Source organism: Nocardia neocaledoniensis, assembly GCF_003182135.1.
GTDB classification, from domain to species: Bacteria; Actinomycetota; Actinomycetes; order Mycobacteriales; family Mycobacteriaceae; genus Nocardia; species Nocardia neocaledoniensis.
In genome coordinates, this window is sequence record NZ_QGTL01000010.1 from 174437 (window position 1) to 190075 (window position 15639).

A 15639-nucleotide genomic window follows, 5' to 3' on the forward strand; every position below is an offset into this window, starting at 1 on the left:
CGTTCCCGAGGAGATGACCATGCCGGCTCGACCGCCGCTCACCCGCGACCGCGTGCTCGACGCCGCCATCCGGGTGGCCGACCGGGGCGGCGTCGCGGCGATCACCATGCGCCGGGTCGCCCAGGAACTCGGCGTCGAGGCCATGTCGCTCTACCACCACGTCCCCAACAAGGACGCGATCCTCGACGGCGTCGTCGACGCGGTCTTCACCGCCATCGACCTACCCCCCGACGACCCCGACTGGCGCACGGCACTCCGCGTGCGCGCCGCCTCGGCCCGCACGGTCCTGTCCCGGCACACCTGGGCACTGGGCCTGGTGGACTCGCGCCGCACCCCCGGACCGGCCACCCTGCGCCACCACGACGCCGTCCTCGGTGTCCTGCGCCGCGCCGGTTTCAGCCTGCCGATGGCGGCGCACGCGATCTCGCTCATCGACAGCTACATCAGCGGCTACGTCCTGCAGGAGGCGAGCCTGCCGATCACCACACCCGAGGACGTCACCGACGTCGCCGGCGCGCTCCTCGCCGACCTGCCCGCGACCGAATTCCCCCACCTCACCGAGATGATCACCGATCACGCCCTGCGCCCCGGCTACGACCACACCGCCGAATTCGGCTACGGGCTCGACCTCATCCTGGACGGCCTCGAGGCCCGCCGCGCCCAGCCGAACGACAGCGGCCGGGCGGGTGATCCCACGCCCGGTCTCGCACCGACCCGTCAGTGACCGCCGGGGTCGGTCAGATGAAGCCCCTCGTGCACCTTGATCCGCCGATGTTCGGCGAGCACGATCGTCACGCCCGACAGCAGACAGATCCCGCAGATCACCCCGGCGATCACTGCCCATCCGGCATGGCCGGACGCCGCGGCGGTCAGGGTCGCGGCGAGCGAGACGATGCCGACACCGATGAGGAACAACCCGGGCCAGTTGAGCGAATCCTGAATGGACTCACCCGCGTGCGACCGGAAGGTGCGCTCGGTATCGGGGAACTTGTGTACATGCGGAACACTACTGGCGTCCATAGCCCTGCCGTCCTTTCGGCGAACGGTTCCTCCTTCAGGAGTACCCCTTGTCGCGCCGAAACACCAGTGCCGATCGATCAGTCCCGCACGAGCACGAAGAAGTACGGTTCGGGCAGATCACGGAAGTCCATCAGACCGAGCACGGTGTCGCCGTCGACGCGGCGGAACACGTCGATGATCGGCAGATGGTCATAGACCATCGCCGTCGTCACGACCCCGCGATGCTCCACCAACCGCAACCGCGCCCGGTACCGGCGGGTGCGCACCACCGGCTTGACCAGACCGATGAGCCCGCGCCCACGCTCGACCACCGAGGGCGGGAACTTGTCGGCGATCCCCAGCGGCACCCGCTTCGGATCGACGGCGAAGATCTCGCCCCCGCGATCACCGAACAGCAACGGATGCACACTGTCGGGGCCGTCGAACTGCTTGCCGTACCAGCCCGAGGCCGCGAGCAGCCCGTCCAGGGGGTGGCCGGTGGCCAGCTCACGACCGTGCCAGCGGCCGGTCAACTCGTCGGCCGAGACCGGCGCGAGACTGTCGAACAGGGCCGTCGCCGCCGCCCTGTCGCAGGCGGGTTCGAGCGCGGTCAGTTCCTCGATGGCGGTCACGGATTCCTCTCGATCGTTCACACGGGCAGGCGCAGCGCGCCGGGCGCGGTCGACGGCACCGCGGGGCGCGCGGGCGCGACGGGACTGATCCGCTGGTAGGCCGCGCCGAGGTCGGGCCGCGGATCGGGTTCGCCCTTGTTGGGCCAGAACGCCATCGCGCGCTCGGCCTGCGCGGTGATGGTCAGCGACGGATTGACACCGAGGTTGGCCGTGATGGCGCTGCCGTCGGCCACGTGCAGGCCGGGATGGCCGTACACCCGCTGATACGGGTCGATGACCCCGGTCTCGGCCGAGTCGCCGATGGTCGCGCCGCCGATGTAGTGGGCCGTCGCCGGGATGTTGAAGATGTCGGTCGCGATGTTGCCGCTGATGCCGTCGATGTCGGCCGCGTACGCGCGGGCGATGTCGTGTGCCAGCGGAATCCACGTCGGATTCGGCTCCCCGCTGCCCTGCCGGGTCACCAGCCGCCGTCCCTTCAGATACGAGGTGAGCGAGTTGTCCAGCGACTGCATCACCAGCAGGATCACCGACCGATCCGAGGCGCCGTGCGCGTTCTGCGACCGCAGGAACTGGATCGGATGCAGCAGCATCGTCAGCAGCAGTCGCAGGAAGCGGAACGCGCCACCGTCGACCATCGGGACCGTCTGCAGGAACAGCGCGTTCTGGCCGGACCCGTAGGTACACACCTCCACGTGCGTCTGCGGCTCGGGATGGATCGAGGAGGTGATCGCCACGCCCTGGGCGAAGTCCTTGCGCGACTTGCTCGTGACGCCGATGATCGCCTCGGAATTGCTCCTGGTCAGCGCGCCGACGCGCGGCGAAAGCCGCGGCAGGGTGCCGTCGGCGCGCAGTTTGTGCAGCAGCTTCTGGGTGCCGAGCGCGGCTGCCGCGAACACCACCTCCTTCGCGGTGAACGTGCGGCGGTTCTTGCGGAACAGGCGATCGGAGGCCACCGTCTCGATCCGGTACCCGCCGGCGCCGTCGGGCGCCACCGAGGTGACCGTGGTCAGCGGATGCACCTGCGCGCCGAGGCTTTCCGCCAGGTGCAGATAGTTGACCGTGGTGGTGTTCTTCGCGTTGTGCTTGCACCCGGTGAAACACTCCGAGCAGTGGATGCAGCCCGCGCGCCGCGGTCCGGCGCCACCGAAGTACGGGTCGTCGACCTCTTCGCCTTCGGAGCCCTCGTTGAAGAACACCCCGACCTGGGTGCGGTGGAAGGTGTCGGCGACGTCCATTCCGCGCGCGACCTGCAGCAGCACCTCGTCCTTGGGGCCGACCCGCGGGTTCTCGACCACGCCGAGCATGCGTTTGGCCTGGTCGTAGTAGGGCGCGAGTTCGCTCTTCCAGTCGGTGATGTGCGCCCAGGCGCGATCGCCGTAGAACTCCGGCAGCGGCTCGTAGAGGGTGTTGCCGTAGATCAGCGACCCGCCGCCGACACCGGAGCCGCTGAACACCAGGCATTTCCCGAGCGCGCTGATCCGCTGCGGCCCGGTCAGGCCCAGTCGCGGGGCCCAGATCGACTTGCGAATGTTCCAGTTGGTCTTCGGGTAGTCCTCGGCGTTCCAGCGGCGCCCCGATTCCAGCACCCCGACCCGGTAACCCTTCTCGGTCAGGCGCAGCGCGGTGACGCTGCCACCGAACCCGGAGCCGATGACGATCACGTCGTAGTCGTAGTCACTCATGCCGAGATCACCTCGTAGTCAGCGGGATCGAACCGCGCCTGCTTCTTGTACTGGATGCCGAGCAAGGGCCAGTTGGTGGTGATCCGCCCGTCGGCCTGCCGATACCACGAGGAGCATTTGCTCCACACGCTGCCGGCGAGGACGTCCTGGATCCGCGCGTCGTAGGCCTGTTCCACCTCCGGCCGCACCGTCAGCGCCGATCCGGTCGCCGCGAGATGGGCGACATAGTCGGCGAGATAGTCGGCCTGGGCCTCGAGGAAGTAGATGATCGAGCCGCCGCCGGTGTTGGTGTTGGGCCCGTACATCAGGAACAGGTTGGGGAAGCGGGGCACCGTCATCCCGTAGTAGGCGTGCGCACCGGTCTCCCATTCGGTCGTCAGCGGGTGGCCCGCCGCGCCCGTGATGGTCATGGGAGCGAGGAATTCGGTCGTCGCGAACCCGGTGCCCCAGATGATCACGTCCGCCTCGTGCTCGCGCCCGTCCTCGGTGCGGACACCGGTGGGCGTGATCGCGGCGATCCGGTCGGTGCACAGCTCGACATTCGGCTCGGCCAGCGCGGGAAGGTAGTTGTCGGAGAACAGGATCCGCTTGCACCCGATCTGGTAGTCGGGCCAGACCTTCTCGAACAGGCCCGGCTTGGCCCTGGTCTGGCGGCGCATGTGGAACTTCGACCACGCCTTGATCGCCGCCGCCAGCGGTTTGGCATAGACCCAGGCCACGCTGAGCCCCTCGACCACGCCGTACCAGGTGCCGCGTTCGGCCAGTTCGGTCGCGGGCAGCCGTTCGAAGATCTTGTGGTGCAGCGGGGAGAACTCGCGATCCGGACGCGGGATGATGTAGGGCGCGCTGCGCTGGAACACCGTCAGCGCGCCGACCCGCGGCTGGATCTCGGGCACGAACTGGATGGCGCTGGCGCCGGTGCCGATCACCACGACCCGCTTACCGCTCAGGTCGACCTCGTGATCCCATTCGGCGGAGTGGAAACTGTCGCCCGCGAAGGTGTCCCGTCCTTCGATCGAGGGCAGCGCGGGCCGCGAGAGCTGGCCGACCGCCGAGACGAGCACGTCCACCACCACCGACTCGCCCGTTCCGAGCTCAACAGTCCATTTTCCGGACGTGTCGTCGAAGGCCGCGCCGGTGACCTCGGTGCCGAAGCGGATGTGGCGGCGCACGTCGTAATCGGCGGCGACGGCGCGGATGTAGTCCAGGATCGCGGGCTGGCGCGAGAAGCGGTGCGGCCAGCGCGGATTCGGCGCGAAGGAGAACGAGTAGAACGGCGACGGCACATCGCAGGCGGCACCGGGGTAGGTGTTCTCGCGCCAGACCCCGCCGACGTCGTCGGCCTTCTCGAAGACGACGATGTCGTCGAATCCCCGCTTCTTCAGGGCGATCGCGGCGGCCAGGCCGCCGAAACCACTGCCGATGATCGCGATCGAGGGTGCCATGTGATCCTCTCGTGTTCCAGCGACCAGAAAAACAGTTGCTGCGTACGGTTTCTTCATTGGAGCAGGTTTGTTGCCGCCGCGTCAATAGTCGTCTCATTTTCCGTCACGGCGTACGATTTCTCAGGTGACCGTGCAACAAACCCGCCGCACCCAGGCCGAACGCCGCGCTACCACCCGCGCCCTCATCCTGACCAACGCCGCGGAATGCCTGCTCGAACGCGGCTACGCCGCCACCACCGTCACCGCCGTGCAGGAACGCGCGGGCCTCGCCCGCGGCACCGTCCAGCACCACTTCCCCACCCGCGCCGAACTGCTCATCGCCGCCACCACCCGCGTCGTCGACCTGCGCCTGGCCGCCTTCACCCAGGCCGCCGAGCGCCTGCCCACCGGCAGCGACCGGCTCCAGGCCATCGTCGACCTCGCCTGGCGCGACCTCACCAGCCCCGCCTTCTACACCGCCCTCGACCTGTGGGTCGCCGCCCGCACCGACACCGACCTGCGCGACAACCTCATCCACGAGGAACGCCGCGTCCTCACCGAGATGCGCACGCGCTACCGCGCCATGATCGACGAGCCCTACGACACCGACCCCCGCGCCGAAACGCTCGTCGAATTCACCCTCGACCTGCTCACCGGCCTGTCCATGACCGCCATGCTCACCGGCACCGTCGGCGACCACGACGCGGTCGTGGCCCGCTGGAAACGCGCCCTCGCCGTCCTGGTGGGACGGCTGCCCGCCGACGAACTGCTCGCCGACACCGCCGTCCGGCCCTGACCCGCCTCAGCCGATCCCGGACAACCCGTTCCAGCACAGCGCGACCGTCGTCGCCACCGCGTCCCGCTTCGGGATCGGGCGCCCCGCGTCCAACCACTGCCGCGCGGCCAGATGGCTCGCCCCCACCAGCCCGAACGCACATGTGAATGCTCGCGCGTCGTCCATGCCCGCCGCCCGCAGCTCCGCGCTCACCAGCACCGCGCACTCGCTGAACGCGTGCCGCGCCCGCCACCGCACACTCGGCTCACTGGGCACCGGCGACTCGAACACCAGCACATGCCCGGCCGGATCCTCGTCGACGAAGTCGAAATAGGCCAGCACCGCGCGGCGGACCTTGTCCTCCTGCCCGGTGGCATCGATCAGCGCCGCCCGGATCCCCTCCACCATCCGATCCAGATGGTGTTGCAGGACAGCCAGATACAGATCCAGCTTGTTGGCGTAGAGCGTGTACAGCACCGGCTTGCTCATCCCGGCCCGCATACTGATCTGATCCATGCTCGCGCCGTGATAGCCGTGCGCGACGAACTCCGCGCGCGCCGCGTCCAACGCGGTCGTGAGCCGTTCGGCCCGGCTCGGGACCGCCGAACCCGCCGAGGCCAGGTCGGCCTCGATGTCGCTGTGCAGGAGAGTCATGCGCTGCCTCGATATTCCGAACGTCCGGTCACCAGGTGAGGACCGGTTTGACGACCCGCCCGGCCCGCTGGTCGGCGAGCGCGGTGTCGATCTCGGTGTGCCGGTAGCGGCCGATGAGCCGCTCGGCGGGGAAACGTCCGGCGGCATGCAGATCGAGCAGCCGCGGGATGAACTCGGCGGGCACACTGTCACCTTCGAGACAGCCCCGGATGGTCTTGCCGTGCAACACGATCTCGCTCACGTCGATCGGCGGCGTGCCGCGACCGAGTCCCACCGCGACCACGGTCGCCCCGGTCGCCAGCGCCGCGAGCGCGTCCGCCAGCACCGACGGGATACCGGTGGTGTCCAGCGCGTGCGTCGCACCGCCACCGGTCAGCTCCCGCACCGCCGCCACCGTCGGCCCGTCGGCCGGATCCACCGCGGCGTCCGCGCCCAGCTCGAGCGCGAGCTCGCGGCGCGCCGCGGAGGTCTCCACGACGAGGACCCGCACGCCGTCGAGCGTCCGAGCGGCCAGCACCGCGGCCATCCCGACCGCTCCCGCCCCGTAGACCGCCACCCACGCGCCCGGCTCCGGCCGCAGCACGTTCAGCACAGCGCCCGCACCGGTCTGGAAGCCGCAGCCGAAGGGCGCGGCCACCGCCAGATCGATCGCCGGGTCGACCACGATCGTGTTGTCCGCGGTCGTCAGCGCGTATCCGGCGAAACTCGACTGCCCGAAGAAGCCGTCCAGCACCGGACCCTCCGCGTGCGCGACGCGGGGCGCGTCGTGCCCGCGACGCCCGAACTGGTTCAGCGCCACCGATTCCCGGCAGTAGGCCGGTCGACCGGCCAGGCAGTTCGCGCAGGCGCCGCAGTGCCGGAAGGTCAGCACCACATGGTCACCGGGACGCACCCCGACCACCTGCGGTCCGACCGCGGCGACCACGCCCGCGCCCTCGTGACCGAGCAGAATCGGCCGGTCCGCGGCGCCCGCGCGCCGGGTCGCCAGATCGGTGTGACAGATCCCCGCCGCCGCGATCCGCACCAGGATCTCCCCCGCACGCGGCTCGTCGATCTCGACGGGCTCGACGGAGAAGGCCGCCGCCGGATCCCGCGACAGCACCGCCGTGGTCCGCATCAGGCGTCCCGTTCCAGCAGGAAGTAGAAATGCTCGCCCCGCGAGAGCACCAGCTCCGCGCGGCCGTTCATGATGCCCATCAGGGTGCGGTCGTCGAGCCACTTGAAATGGTCGAACACCGCGCGACCGTCGTAGACCATGGTCGCGGTGACCTCACCGCGGAACTCGATGTTCCACAGCGTCGCCTCGCCCTGTCCCAGTTCGACGTTCGAGAACAGGGAGCCGTCCTCGGCCCGGCAGATCAGCGGCTTCGCGTCGTCGACCGCGACGAAGTTCTTGCCGTACCACCGGCTCGCCGGCAGCGCACGGCACAGCGGGTGGCCGGTCTGGAACGCGGCGCCGCGCCACTGCCCGAGGATGTCCTCGCTGCGCGCCGGGCGCAGCCGGGTCCACAGCTGGTCCAGTTCGGCGGTGGACACGCCATCGGCCTGTTCCCGGAGTTGCTGCCAGCGGGGTTTGTCCGCGCCCATCGTGTTCCTCATCTCGCCGATTCGAGAACCTGCCGGTTCCAGAACGGACCCTAGTTCCGAACCAGATGGTTCGGCAAGGGGTACGATGCTGCCATGCGAGCGGCGGGAGAGGCGACCAGGGAACGCATACTCGCGGCCGCCAAGGCCGAATTCGCCGCCTACGGTGTCGCGGGCGCCCGGATCAACCGCATCGCCGAGGCAGCCAACGCGAGCAAGGACCGCCTCTACGCCTACTTCCCCGGCAAGCACGAGCTCTACGCCGCCGTCAGCGCGCGCTGGATCACCGAGACCGCCGCCGAGACCGCCATGAACGCCGACGACATCCCCGGCTACGTCGGCCGCCTGTTCGACCACTTCATCGCCCACCCCGACGACGCCCGCCTGCAGGCCTGGTCCGACCTCGAACCCACCGACGTCCTCGCCGGCGAGCTGCGCCCCACCATCGACGCGAAACTCGCCGAACTCGCCCGCGGCCAGCGCGCGGGCCTGATCACCACCGACATCGCGCCCTCGATCCTGCTGCGCATGCTCACCGACCTGGTCCGCACCACCGCCATGCACGCCCACTACGCGGCCGCCAAGGGCGAACACGACCAGCTCACCCGGCGCCGTGCCGCGACCGTCGCCGCGGCCGCTCGCATCGTCAGCCCCTGAGCACCGCCGAGGCGATTCCGCTGTCCCCCGGCGCCGTTGACAGTGTTCCCCGGCCACCGGATGATGATCTTGGTCAGTTGTCCGAGACCCGACGAACCAGGCGGTATCCATGCCCGACTCCCCCGCCGCGGCGGCCGAATCGGCCGACGTCGTCATCGTCGGCGCCCGCTGCGCCGGCGCGGCGAGCGCCATCACGCTGGCACGGGCCGGACACCGCGTCGTGGTCCTCGACGCCGCACCCCTGCCCTCCGACACCCTCTCCACGCACCTGCTCTGGCCGGCGGGTCTCGCCGAACTCCAGCACCTCGGCGCCCTCGCCGACGTGCTCGCCCTCGGCGCACCACCCCTGACCAACGCCTACGCCGCGGGCGCCGGATACGGCATCGACACCACCTTCCCCACCGTCGACGGCATCGACCACGCCCTCTGCGTCCGGCGCACCGGCCTCGACGACGTCCTCGTCCGCACCGCGCGTGCGGCGGGCGCCGAGATCAGGCAGCGCAGCCGTGTCACCTCGGTCCTGCGCGCCGGGAACCGCTGCGCCGGAGTCCGATACACCGACGGCGCCGGCGCCACCGTCGAGATCAGCGCTGCCCTCGTCATCGGTGCCGACGGCCGCGACAGCACCGTCGCCCAGACCGTCGGCGCGCAACCACCACTGCTCACCGTGCCCAGCGGACGCGACTGCTACTACGCCTACTGGCGCGACACCCCGGGCCGTCCCCGCGACACCGCGGCGCAATGGCGCGTCGGCGCCGACCTGGGCACCGCCTTCCCCTGCGACGACGGACTCGTCCTCAGCCTCGTCCAACCACCGGCCGTCCCGGGCCGCTGCGGCCCCAGCGCCGCCGAACGCCGCTACACCGAAGCCCTCCAGCGCATTCCGGCCCTGGCCGACCGGCTCCGCGACTGCGAACGCGTCGGCCGGGTCCGCGCCGCGACCGGCCTGTCCTCCTACTTCCGCCGCTCCGCCGGCCCCGGCTGGGCCCTCCCCGGCGACGCCGGCCACTTCAAAGACCCCGTCACCGCCCAGGGCATCCGCGACGCCCTCCGCTACGGCAGGCTCCTCGGCGAAGCCGTCACCGAGGTCCTCCACGAACCCGAACGACTCGACCGCGCACTGCGCGCCTGGGAACGACGCCGGGTCGACGAATGCCGTGCCATGTTCCACTGGACCAACCGGCTCGCGCGCGGAGAAGCCATGCGGCCCTTGGAAATCGAGCTCTACCGCCGCGCCGCCGACGACCCGGAACTCGCCCGCGTCACCACCGGTATCTTCTCCAGGACCCGTCGCCCCGCCGAACTCCACACCCCCGCACGCGCGCTACGCCTCGTCGCGGGCGCGCTGCGGCATCAGCCCGACACCCGCGCCGTCCTGCGCGACCTGGCCCTGGAACTGCGCATCGGCGCCCGCAACATCCACGCGACGCGAACCGCCCTGCGCGGCAACACTCCGCCCGTCCTCACGCCCCGGCGCTCCGCTGATCGATCGGACCCTCCGGTGCCGCGATCCGCACTCCCTGCCACGCTTGCCGCTGCGCCGCGTCGGGATCGATCAGTACCCGCGGCGGAACATCGATGATGCGCGTCGCCCGCCGCTCGACCGTGTAGGGCGGCCACGACGGCAACGGCGAACCCGTGCGCGCGAAACTCAGCCAGTTCTCCTGGACCTGATCCTGCACCGAACGGAACGCGCGGCGACCGCCCGCGGCCGTCATCGCGCGACCCAGCGGACCGTCCACCCAGCCGAAGACCGGAAGCAGCTCGAGCGCGTGCGTCGCACCGAACCCCGCCAGCCGCACCGCGCGCGGCGCGAAGTCGAAACGGTAGGCGTAGGTCGGCGCGCACCGGCTGTGCCCGTCCAGCACGGCCAGGGTGGGCCGCCAGAACATGAAGTCACCGCCGATCCGCACCGCGGTCCGCGGCGACGGATAGCCCGGGTAGGCGCGGATCACCCGCTGTTCGACACCCGGATCGCAACGACCGAACGCCACGCTCAGCTGCTCCGGCGTGTGCGGGACCGACTTCGCGAAGCGCTGGAACAGCGTCGCCTCGTCCCGGTTTGTACCGATGATCAGCGGCACCGGATGCGCGCGGCCCGCCGCGATCACCTCCATCGGCGCCTCGGGCAGGAAGTCACCGTCGACCACCGGCGAGTACGGGAAACTGCCGGGCAGCTCACGCAGCGCGCGGCCCAGTGCGCGGTCCGCCGCCCGGCACAGATCACTCGCCTTCGCCGTGCGCAGCGCCCGTGCCCCGTCGGCCGGATCGGCACCGAGCCGCTCCAGACAGGCACGCGCGAACCGACGGGCCTCCTCGGGCCCCGCCGTCCAATCCGCAGGCGCGCTCTGCGCGATCGCGCGATGGAACAGCCCCTTCGCGGCGGGCGTGGCCAGCAGCGTGACCACCGCGTGCGCGCCCGCCGATTCGCCGAAGACCGTCACATTCCCCGGATCGCCACCGAACGCGGCGATGTTGCGCTGCACCCACTCGAGCGCCGCCACCTGGTCGCGCAGACCCAGATTCGACTCGACAGGCCTTTCCGGCGTGGAGAACTCACTGAAGTCGACGTAGCCGAGCGCACCGAGCCGGTAGGTCACCGACACCACGATCACGTCACCGCGCGCCGCCAGCCGCGCGCCGGAGTACATGCTGGCCGCGCCGATGAGGTACCCGCCGCCGTGGATGAACACCAGGACGGGCCGCGGACCCGTCGCAGGCGCCGCGGGCGCCGTGACATTCAGCGTCAGGCAGTCCTCCCCCGTCGGCTGCCACGTCCGCGCGCCGGTGCGGGCGCCGCTGGGGTGCTGGACAGCGGCGGCGCCGAACTCCGTCGCCGACCGCACCCCCGTCCACGGCGTGACGGGTTGCGGCGCACGGAAACGCAGGTCCCCGACGGGCGGGGCGGCGTAGGGAACAGCACGCCAGCGGATGACTCGACGGCCGGCTCGACCGCGCACGACTCCGTCGGCGGTCACGATCTCGGTGGACACCATGACTCCACGGTACGTGGTACCAGCGGTACCGCGCAGGCGGTTCGGCCGACCACCATCAACCCCCGACTAGACTGGCCCGATGGTCGGCGCCGATCCGGAAAACGCCCCGCTCGCTGCTGGAACCACGCAGAGCATCGCCGAACTCGACGCTCTGATCAGTACCTGCCGCGCCTGCCCGCGGCTGGTCGCCTGGCGCGAGGAGGCCGCCCGGATCAAGCGCGCGGCCTTCCGGGACGAGGAGTACTGGGCCCGCCCGGTCCCCGGCTTCGGACCCGACGACGCCGAGATCCTCGTGGTCGGCCTGGCGCCCGCGGCCAACGGCGGCAACCGGACCGGGCGCATGTTCACCGGGGACCGCAGCGGCGACGTCCTGTTCGCCGCCCTGCACGCGGTCGGCCTGGCGACGGGCGCGCATCCGGTGAGCGTCGACGACGGCATCGAGCTGCGCAACACCCGGCTCACCGCGCCCGTGCACTGCGCCCCGCCCGAGAACAAGCCGACCAGCTCCGAGCGTCTTCGCTGCGCCGCCTACCTCACCCGCGAGCTGGAACTCCTCGCGCCGACCGTCCGGGTGATCGTGGTCCTCGGCGGCTTCGGCTGGCAGGCCCTGTTCACGGTCCTCGCCCAGGGCGGGTGGGTGATCCCCCGGCCGCGCCCCCGCTTCGGTCACGGCGCCCAGCTCACCCTGAACCATCCCGACGGCCGCACGCTCACGGTGCTCGGCTGCTACCACGTGAGTCCCCACAACACGTTCACCGGCCGCCTGACGCCCACGATGCTCGAAGACATCTTCCGCACCGCCATCAATCTCACCCACGCAGCCCCGCCCCTGCCGTCCTGAGCTGTTCTGTAGACGGGACATGCGGGTATGGAGTGATGTAGGTTGGTGATTTTATATAGTTAGATGCGCATATCGCAGTATCCTTCTGTTTTTGGTGGCTCAACCATCGGGCCCTCGGCGCCACCTAATGGCCTGCTCGTCGCTCGAAACAGCGAGAACCGTTCCCCACCAAGCAATCCCACGATCCACCGCGCATCACTCCCCCACCGCACGACGGCATCACACCTGGATGCTCCCCTCCCCCGTCGCCAAACTTTGGAGCACGTCAGACGAGGGCGACCTCGTCGAAGGCGACGGTGAGGGTGTGACGGCGCTCGTGGAGGACGCCACCCTCGCGATGGACGGCGCCCTCACTGAACTCCAGGCGCAGGGTGGTGCGATGCGGATCGACCTCGCGGACGACGGCGCAGACACCACTGAACGGTCCCGCCGGAAAGTAGACGACGTCACCCGGCGCGAACTCGGAATTCCCCACGCCGCCACCGTAGTCCATGTGGGGCACCGCGCGCCGGATCAGAGCAGGGCGGCGACCTTCTTCGCGGTCTCCTCGGCCGAGCCGGGATTCTGTCCGGTCACCAGGTTCCCGTCGACCACGACATAGGAGACGAACGGCAGTTTCGCCTTCTCGTAGTTCGCGCCACGCTTCTTCATCTCCGCTTCGGCGTTGTAGGGCACGAGCTTGTCGACCCTGGCGAGAACCTCCTCCAGCCAGGCGAACCCGGTGAGGTTGCGGCCTGCCACGAGATGGGAACCGTCGGAGAGCGTCGTGTTGAGCAGGCCGCAGTAGCCGTGGCAGACCGAGGAGACGATGCCGCCGCGCTCGTAGATCTCCCGCGTGAGGCGCTGCAGCCCCACGCTGTCGGGAAAGTCGTACATGACCGCGTGCCCGCCGGTGAAGTAGATGGCGTCGTAGTCGGCCGCATCGATCTCCTCGGGACTCGCGGTCTGCTGCAGCAGCGCCATCTTGGCCGGATCCGCCCGCCACGCCTTCGCGGTCTTGTCGTAGCTGGGGAACTTCAGCGACCGGGGCTCGAGCGGCACCGGGCCGCCCGCCGGGCTGACGAGCGTCTGCTCGAAACCCTTCTCCTCGAACACCTGCCAGGCATGGGTCAGCTCGGACAGCCACAGGCCGGTCGGATGGGACGGGTCGTCATAGTGACCGACGTTGGTGACGACGTGCAAGATGCGCTTGGTCATGCGTGGTTCTCCTTCGTCCGTCGCGACTCCTTGATCTCAGTGTGCGCCCGTACCGAGGTGGGGACCGGCATGTGCAGCGCGTTCTGCCCCTCGGTCATGACGTCGAGCTGGATGGTCCTGATCGGTCTCAGTGCCCGGAGGTCGTCGGAGAGCCGGCCCGCCCCGAGCTCGAGCCGGATTCCCCGCGGCAGCCGGGTGGTGCCCGCCGAAAGGACGTTGGTCTGGCTCAGCGTCGAGTGCCAGGCGCCGTCGATCCGCGTGTAGGAGGTCAGGCTCGCGACGCGTTCACCCGAGACGTGCCCCCGGTGTCGCGGCGTCGGCGCAGCGAAGGCGACATCGGTGCCACCGTCGTCGCCGGCGACGCGCGCGGTCGCCCGCCGGTGGTCGATGTCGACGTCGATGTCGGTGACCCATTTCGGGAATCCGTAGCCGTCGTGGCCGCGCACCTGGGCGATGTCGGTGGTGACGGGCAGCGACAGGACATAGGAGTGCAGGTGGTCGTTCTGTAGACCGGACAGCAGGTCGGCGACACCGAGTCCGCCGTGCCGCGCCGGCCGGACGGCGATGCCGACGGCGGCTTCGGTGTAGAAGTCGATGTCGCACACGTCGTAGCGGAAGAACATCAGCGAGACGAGGCCGAGGCCGGGCACGAGTTCGAGCGGATCGAGGGCGCGCGGGAGTCGCGACCGGATCGCCCGCGCCGGCGCGATCATCGTCAGCCGGGCGGTGGAGACGCGGTAGTAGAAGTTCGGCGACCAGGTCGGGCCGATCGGCGAGTCGACCCGCACCTTCGGCAGCCGCCGGAAGAAGTCGACGCCGCTCACCCGCGGGTCGGCCGCGACGACGTCCAGATCGGTTGCCATCCGGAACCGGTCGTACAGGCCGCCCTGCGGGACCTCGACCGAATGCCCGCCCAGATCGACGGTGACCGTGTGGTGCGAGGTGCGTGCCATGGCACATCTCCTAATGTTTACGTTGCTTACATCCACCGATGCTAGGGCTACATGTAAGCACTGTCAACACACCCTCGCTCCGCAGTGACAACGGCCACCCTTTCCTGAAGTTGACACCGCTTACACCACTTCCTAGGTTCATGTAAGCAACGTAAACATACCGCGCAGAGGAGTTCTGATGCCTTCGACAGCCCCCACGTCACCCACGACGGATTCGCCGGTCTTCGCGCCGTTCACGCTCCCCCACGGCGCGGTGCTCCCGAACCGGCTGGCCAAGGCCGCCATGGAGGAGAACATGGCCGCGTACGGGCAGCTCCCGGACGAGGCTCTGTTCCGGCTCTACCGGCGCTGGAGCCGGGGCGGGGTCGGCCTGATCATCACGGGCAATGTCATGGTCCACGCCGAGGCGCTGACCGGGCCCGGCGGTGTCGTCCTCGACGCGCGGTCTCCGCTCGAGCCGTTCCGGCGGTGGGCCGACGCCGCGAAGAGCGGGGGCGCGCGGGTGTGGATGCAGATCAATCATCCGGGCAGGCAGGTGGGCGCGAACATGCCCGGCGTCGCCTGGGGCCCGTCGGCCGTCCGGGTCGACGTCGGCAAGAACAGCGGCCGCTTCGCCGAGCCGGTCGAGATGACCGCGGGCCAGATCGAGGAGACCGTGACGCGCTTCGCCGAGACCGCGCGCCGGGCCGAGGAGGCCGGCTTCGACGGTGTCGAGATCCACGCCGCGCACGGGTATCTGCTCTCCCAATTTCTCTCCCCGCTCGCCAATCGGCGCACCGATCAGTGGGGTGGCACCCTGGCGAACCGGGCCAGGCTCCTGCTCGACATCGTCGGCGCCGTGCGGGCCACGGTCGCCCCGGGCTTCGCGGTGGCCGTCAAGCTGAACTCGGCAGACTTCCAGCGTGGTGGCTTCGACGCAGACGACGCCGCGGCCGTGATCGCCCTGCTGGCGCCCCTCGGTGTCGACCTCGTCGAGTTGTCGGGAGGCAGCTACGAGGCACCGGCCATGACCGGACAGTCCGGCGACGAGCGCACACGATCGCGGGAGGCCTATTTCCTCGGTCTCGCCGAGGAACTCGCCGCGTCCAGCCCGCTGCCGCTCATGCTGACCGGCGGTGTCGCCCGGCTTCCGGTGGCCGAGCAGGTCCTCGCCGGCGGGATCGACCTCGTCGGTATGGGCAGCGCGCTCGCCGTCGACCCCGACCTGCCGAACCGCTGGCGCGCGGACACCGGCGCGGCGGTGGA

The 15639-nt window shown here is 70.2% G+C and carries 16 protein-coding genes and 1 pseudogene; 6 read left to right on the forward strand and 11 right to left on the reverse strand.

Annotated features, from left to right (window positions below; translation table 11 throughout):
- Positions 1-19 precede the first annotated feature (19 nt).
- The gene (locus DFR69_RS24695) at positions 20-724 is read left to right on the forward strand and encodes a TetR/AcrR family transcriptional regulator (RefSeq protein WP_110040103.1); all 705 of its coding nucleotides are present in this window, start codon (positions 20-22) and stop codon (positions 722-724) included.
- Here the strand turns inward: DFR69_RS24695 and DFR69_RS24700 are convergent.
- The 4 genes from DFR69_RS24700 to DFR69_RS24715 form a co-directional block, all read right to left on the reverse strand.
- Complete coding sequence (locus DFR69_RS24700) at positions 718-1020, reverse strand: hypothetical protein (RefSeq protein ID WP_110040007.1); 303 nt, start codon at positions 1018-1020, stop codon at positions 718-720. The genes DFR69_RS24695 and DFR69_RS24700 overlap by 7 nt on opposite strands.
- Positions 1021-1097: 77 nt before the next feature.
- Positions 1098-1631, reverse strand: coding sequence for a DUF4334 domain-containing protein (locus tag DFR69_RS24705; RefSeq protein WP_110040104.1), 534 nt, complete (start codon positions 1629-1631; stop codon positions 1098-1100).
- A 17-nt stretch (positions 1632-1648) separates the two neighbouring features.
- The gene (locus DFR69_RS24710; protein ID WP_110040008.1) at positions 1649-3313 is read right to left on the reverse strand and encodes a GMC oxidoreductase; all 1665 of its coding nucleotides are present in this window, start codon (positions 3311-3313) and stop codon (positions 1649-1651) included.
- On the reverse strand, positions 3310-4758 hold the full coding sequence (locus tag DFR69_RS24715; RefSeq protein WP_110040009.1) for a flavin-containing monooxygenase: 1449 nt from the start codon (positions 4756-4758) through the stop codon (positions 3310-3312). The genes DFR69_RS24710 and DFR69_RS24715 overlap by 4 nt, the downstream gene beginning before the upstream one ends.
- A gap of 124 nt (positions 4759-4882) precedes the next feature.
- Between DFR69_RS24715 and DFR69_RS24720 the strand changes: the two genes are divergently transcribed.
- A complete protein-coding gene (locus tag DFR69_RS24720; protein WP_110040010.1) occupies positions 4883-5533 on the forward strand; it encodes a TetR/AcrR family transcriptional regulator in 651 nt (216 codons plus the stop codon).
- Between the two features lie 6 nt (positions 5534-5539).
- Here DFR69_RS24720 and DFR69_RS24725 read toward each other — a convergent pair whose 3' ends face one another.
- The 3 genes from DFR69_RS24725 to DFR69_RS24735 are packed head-to-tail and all read right to left on the reverse strand — an operon-like array spanning position 5540 to position 7753.
- Positions 5540-6166: a TetR/AcrR family transcriptional regulator gene (locus DFR69_RS24725; protein ID WP_110040011.1), complete on the reverse strand. Its 627-nt coding sequence runs from the start codon at positions 6164-6166 to the stop codon at positions 5540-5542.
- Between the two features lie 28 nt (positions 6167-6194).
- Positions 6195-7283 (reverse strand): NAD(P)-dependent alcohol dehydrogenase, encoded by a 1089-nt coding sequence (locus tag DFR69_RS24730; protein WP_110040012.1) that lies wholly within the window; start codon positions 7281-7283, stop codon positions 6195-6197.
- On the reverse strand, positions 7283-7753 hold the full coding sequence (locus DFR69_RS24735) for a DUF4334 domain-containing protein (RefSeq protein WP_110040013.1): 471 nt from the start codon (positions 7751-7753) through the stop codon (positions 7283-7285). The genes DFR69_RS24730 and DFR69_RS24735 overlap by 1 nt, the downstream gene beginning before the upstream one ends.
- Positions 7754-7846: 93 nt before the next feature.
- Here DFR69_RS24735 and DFR69_RS24740 point away from each other — a divergent pair, with 93 nt between their 5' ends.
- Positions 7847-8407 carry a TetR family transcriptional regulator gene (locus DFR69_RS24740; RefSeq protein ID WP_110040014.1) on the forward strand — a complete coding sequence of 187 codons (561 nt, stop codon included), beginning with the start codon at positions 7847-7849 and terminating at the stop codon, positions 8405-8407.
- 109 nt (positions 8408-8516) lie between these two features.
- On the forward strand, positions 8517-9989 hold the full coding sequence (locus DFR69_RS24745) for an NAD(P)/FAD-dependent oxidoreductase (RefSeq protein WP_110040015.1): 1473 nt from the start codon (positions 8517-8519) through the stop codon (positions 9987-9989).
- On the opposite strand, the gene DFR69_RS24750 is transcribed toward DFR69_RS24745, so the two are convergent.
- On the reverse strand, positions 9871-11403 hold the full coding sequence (locus DFR69_RS24750) for a carboxylesterase/lipase family protein (protein WP_110040016.1): 1533 nt from the start codon (positions 11401-11403) through the stop codon (positions 9871-9873). The two genes, DFR69_RS24745 and DFR69_RS24750, sit on opposite strands and share 119 nt — an antisense overlap.
- A 79-nt stretch (positions 11404-11482) precedes the next feature.
- On the opposite strand from DFR69_RS24750, the gene DFR69_RS24755 reads away from it, so the two are divergent.
- Complete coding sequence (locus DFR69_RS24755; protein ID WP_110040017.1) at positions 11483-12244, forward strand: uracil-DNA glycosylase; 762 nt, start codon at positions 11483-11485, stop codon at positions 12242-12244.
- Between the two features lie 265 nt (positions 12245-12509).
- Here the strand turns inward: DFR69_RS24755 and DFR69_RS24760 are convergent, their stop codons facing one another.
- The 3 genes from DFR69_RS24760 to DFR69_RS24770 are packed head-to-tail and all read right to left on the reverse strand — an operon-like array spanning position 12510 to position 14394.
- Positions 12510-12719, reverse strand: coding sequence for a hypothetical protein (locus tag DFR69_RS24760; RefSeq protein ID WP_110040105.1), 210 nt, complete (start codon positions 12717-12719; stop codon positions 12510-12512).
- Positions 12720-12757: 38 nt separating this feature from the next.
- On the reverse strand, positions 12758-13441 hold the full coding sequence (locus tag DFR69_RS24765; protein WP_110040018.1) for a type 1 glutamine amidotransferase domain-containing protein: 684 nt from the start codon (positions 13439-13441) through the stop codon (positions 12758-12760).
- A complete protein-coding gene (locus DFR69_RS24770; RefSeq protein ID WP_110040019.1) occupies positions 13438-14394 on the reverse strand; it encodes an acetoacetate decarboxylase family protein in 957 nt (318 codons plus the stop codon). Before DFR69_RS24770 ends, DFR69_RS24765 begins: the two co-directional genes overlap by 4 nt.
- Positions 14395-14572: 178 nt before the next feature.
- On the opposite strand from DFR69_RS24770, the pseudogene DFR69_RS24775 reads away from it, so the two are divergent.
- Positions 14573-15553, forward strand: a pseudogene (locus DFR69_RS24775) (NADH:flavin oxidoreductase/NADH oxidase family protein); the annotation flags it as partial.
- Positions 15554-15639: the final 86 nt, after the last annotated feature.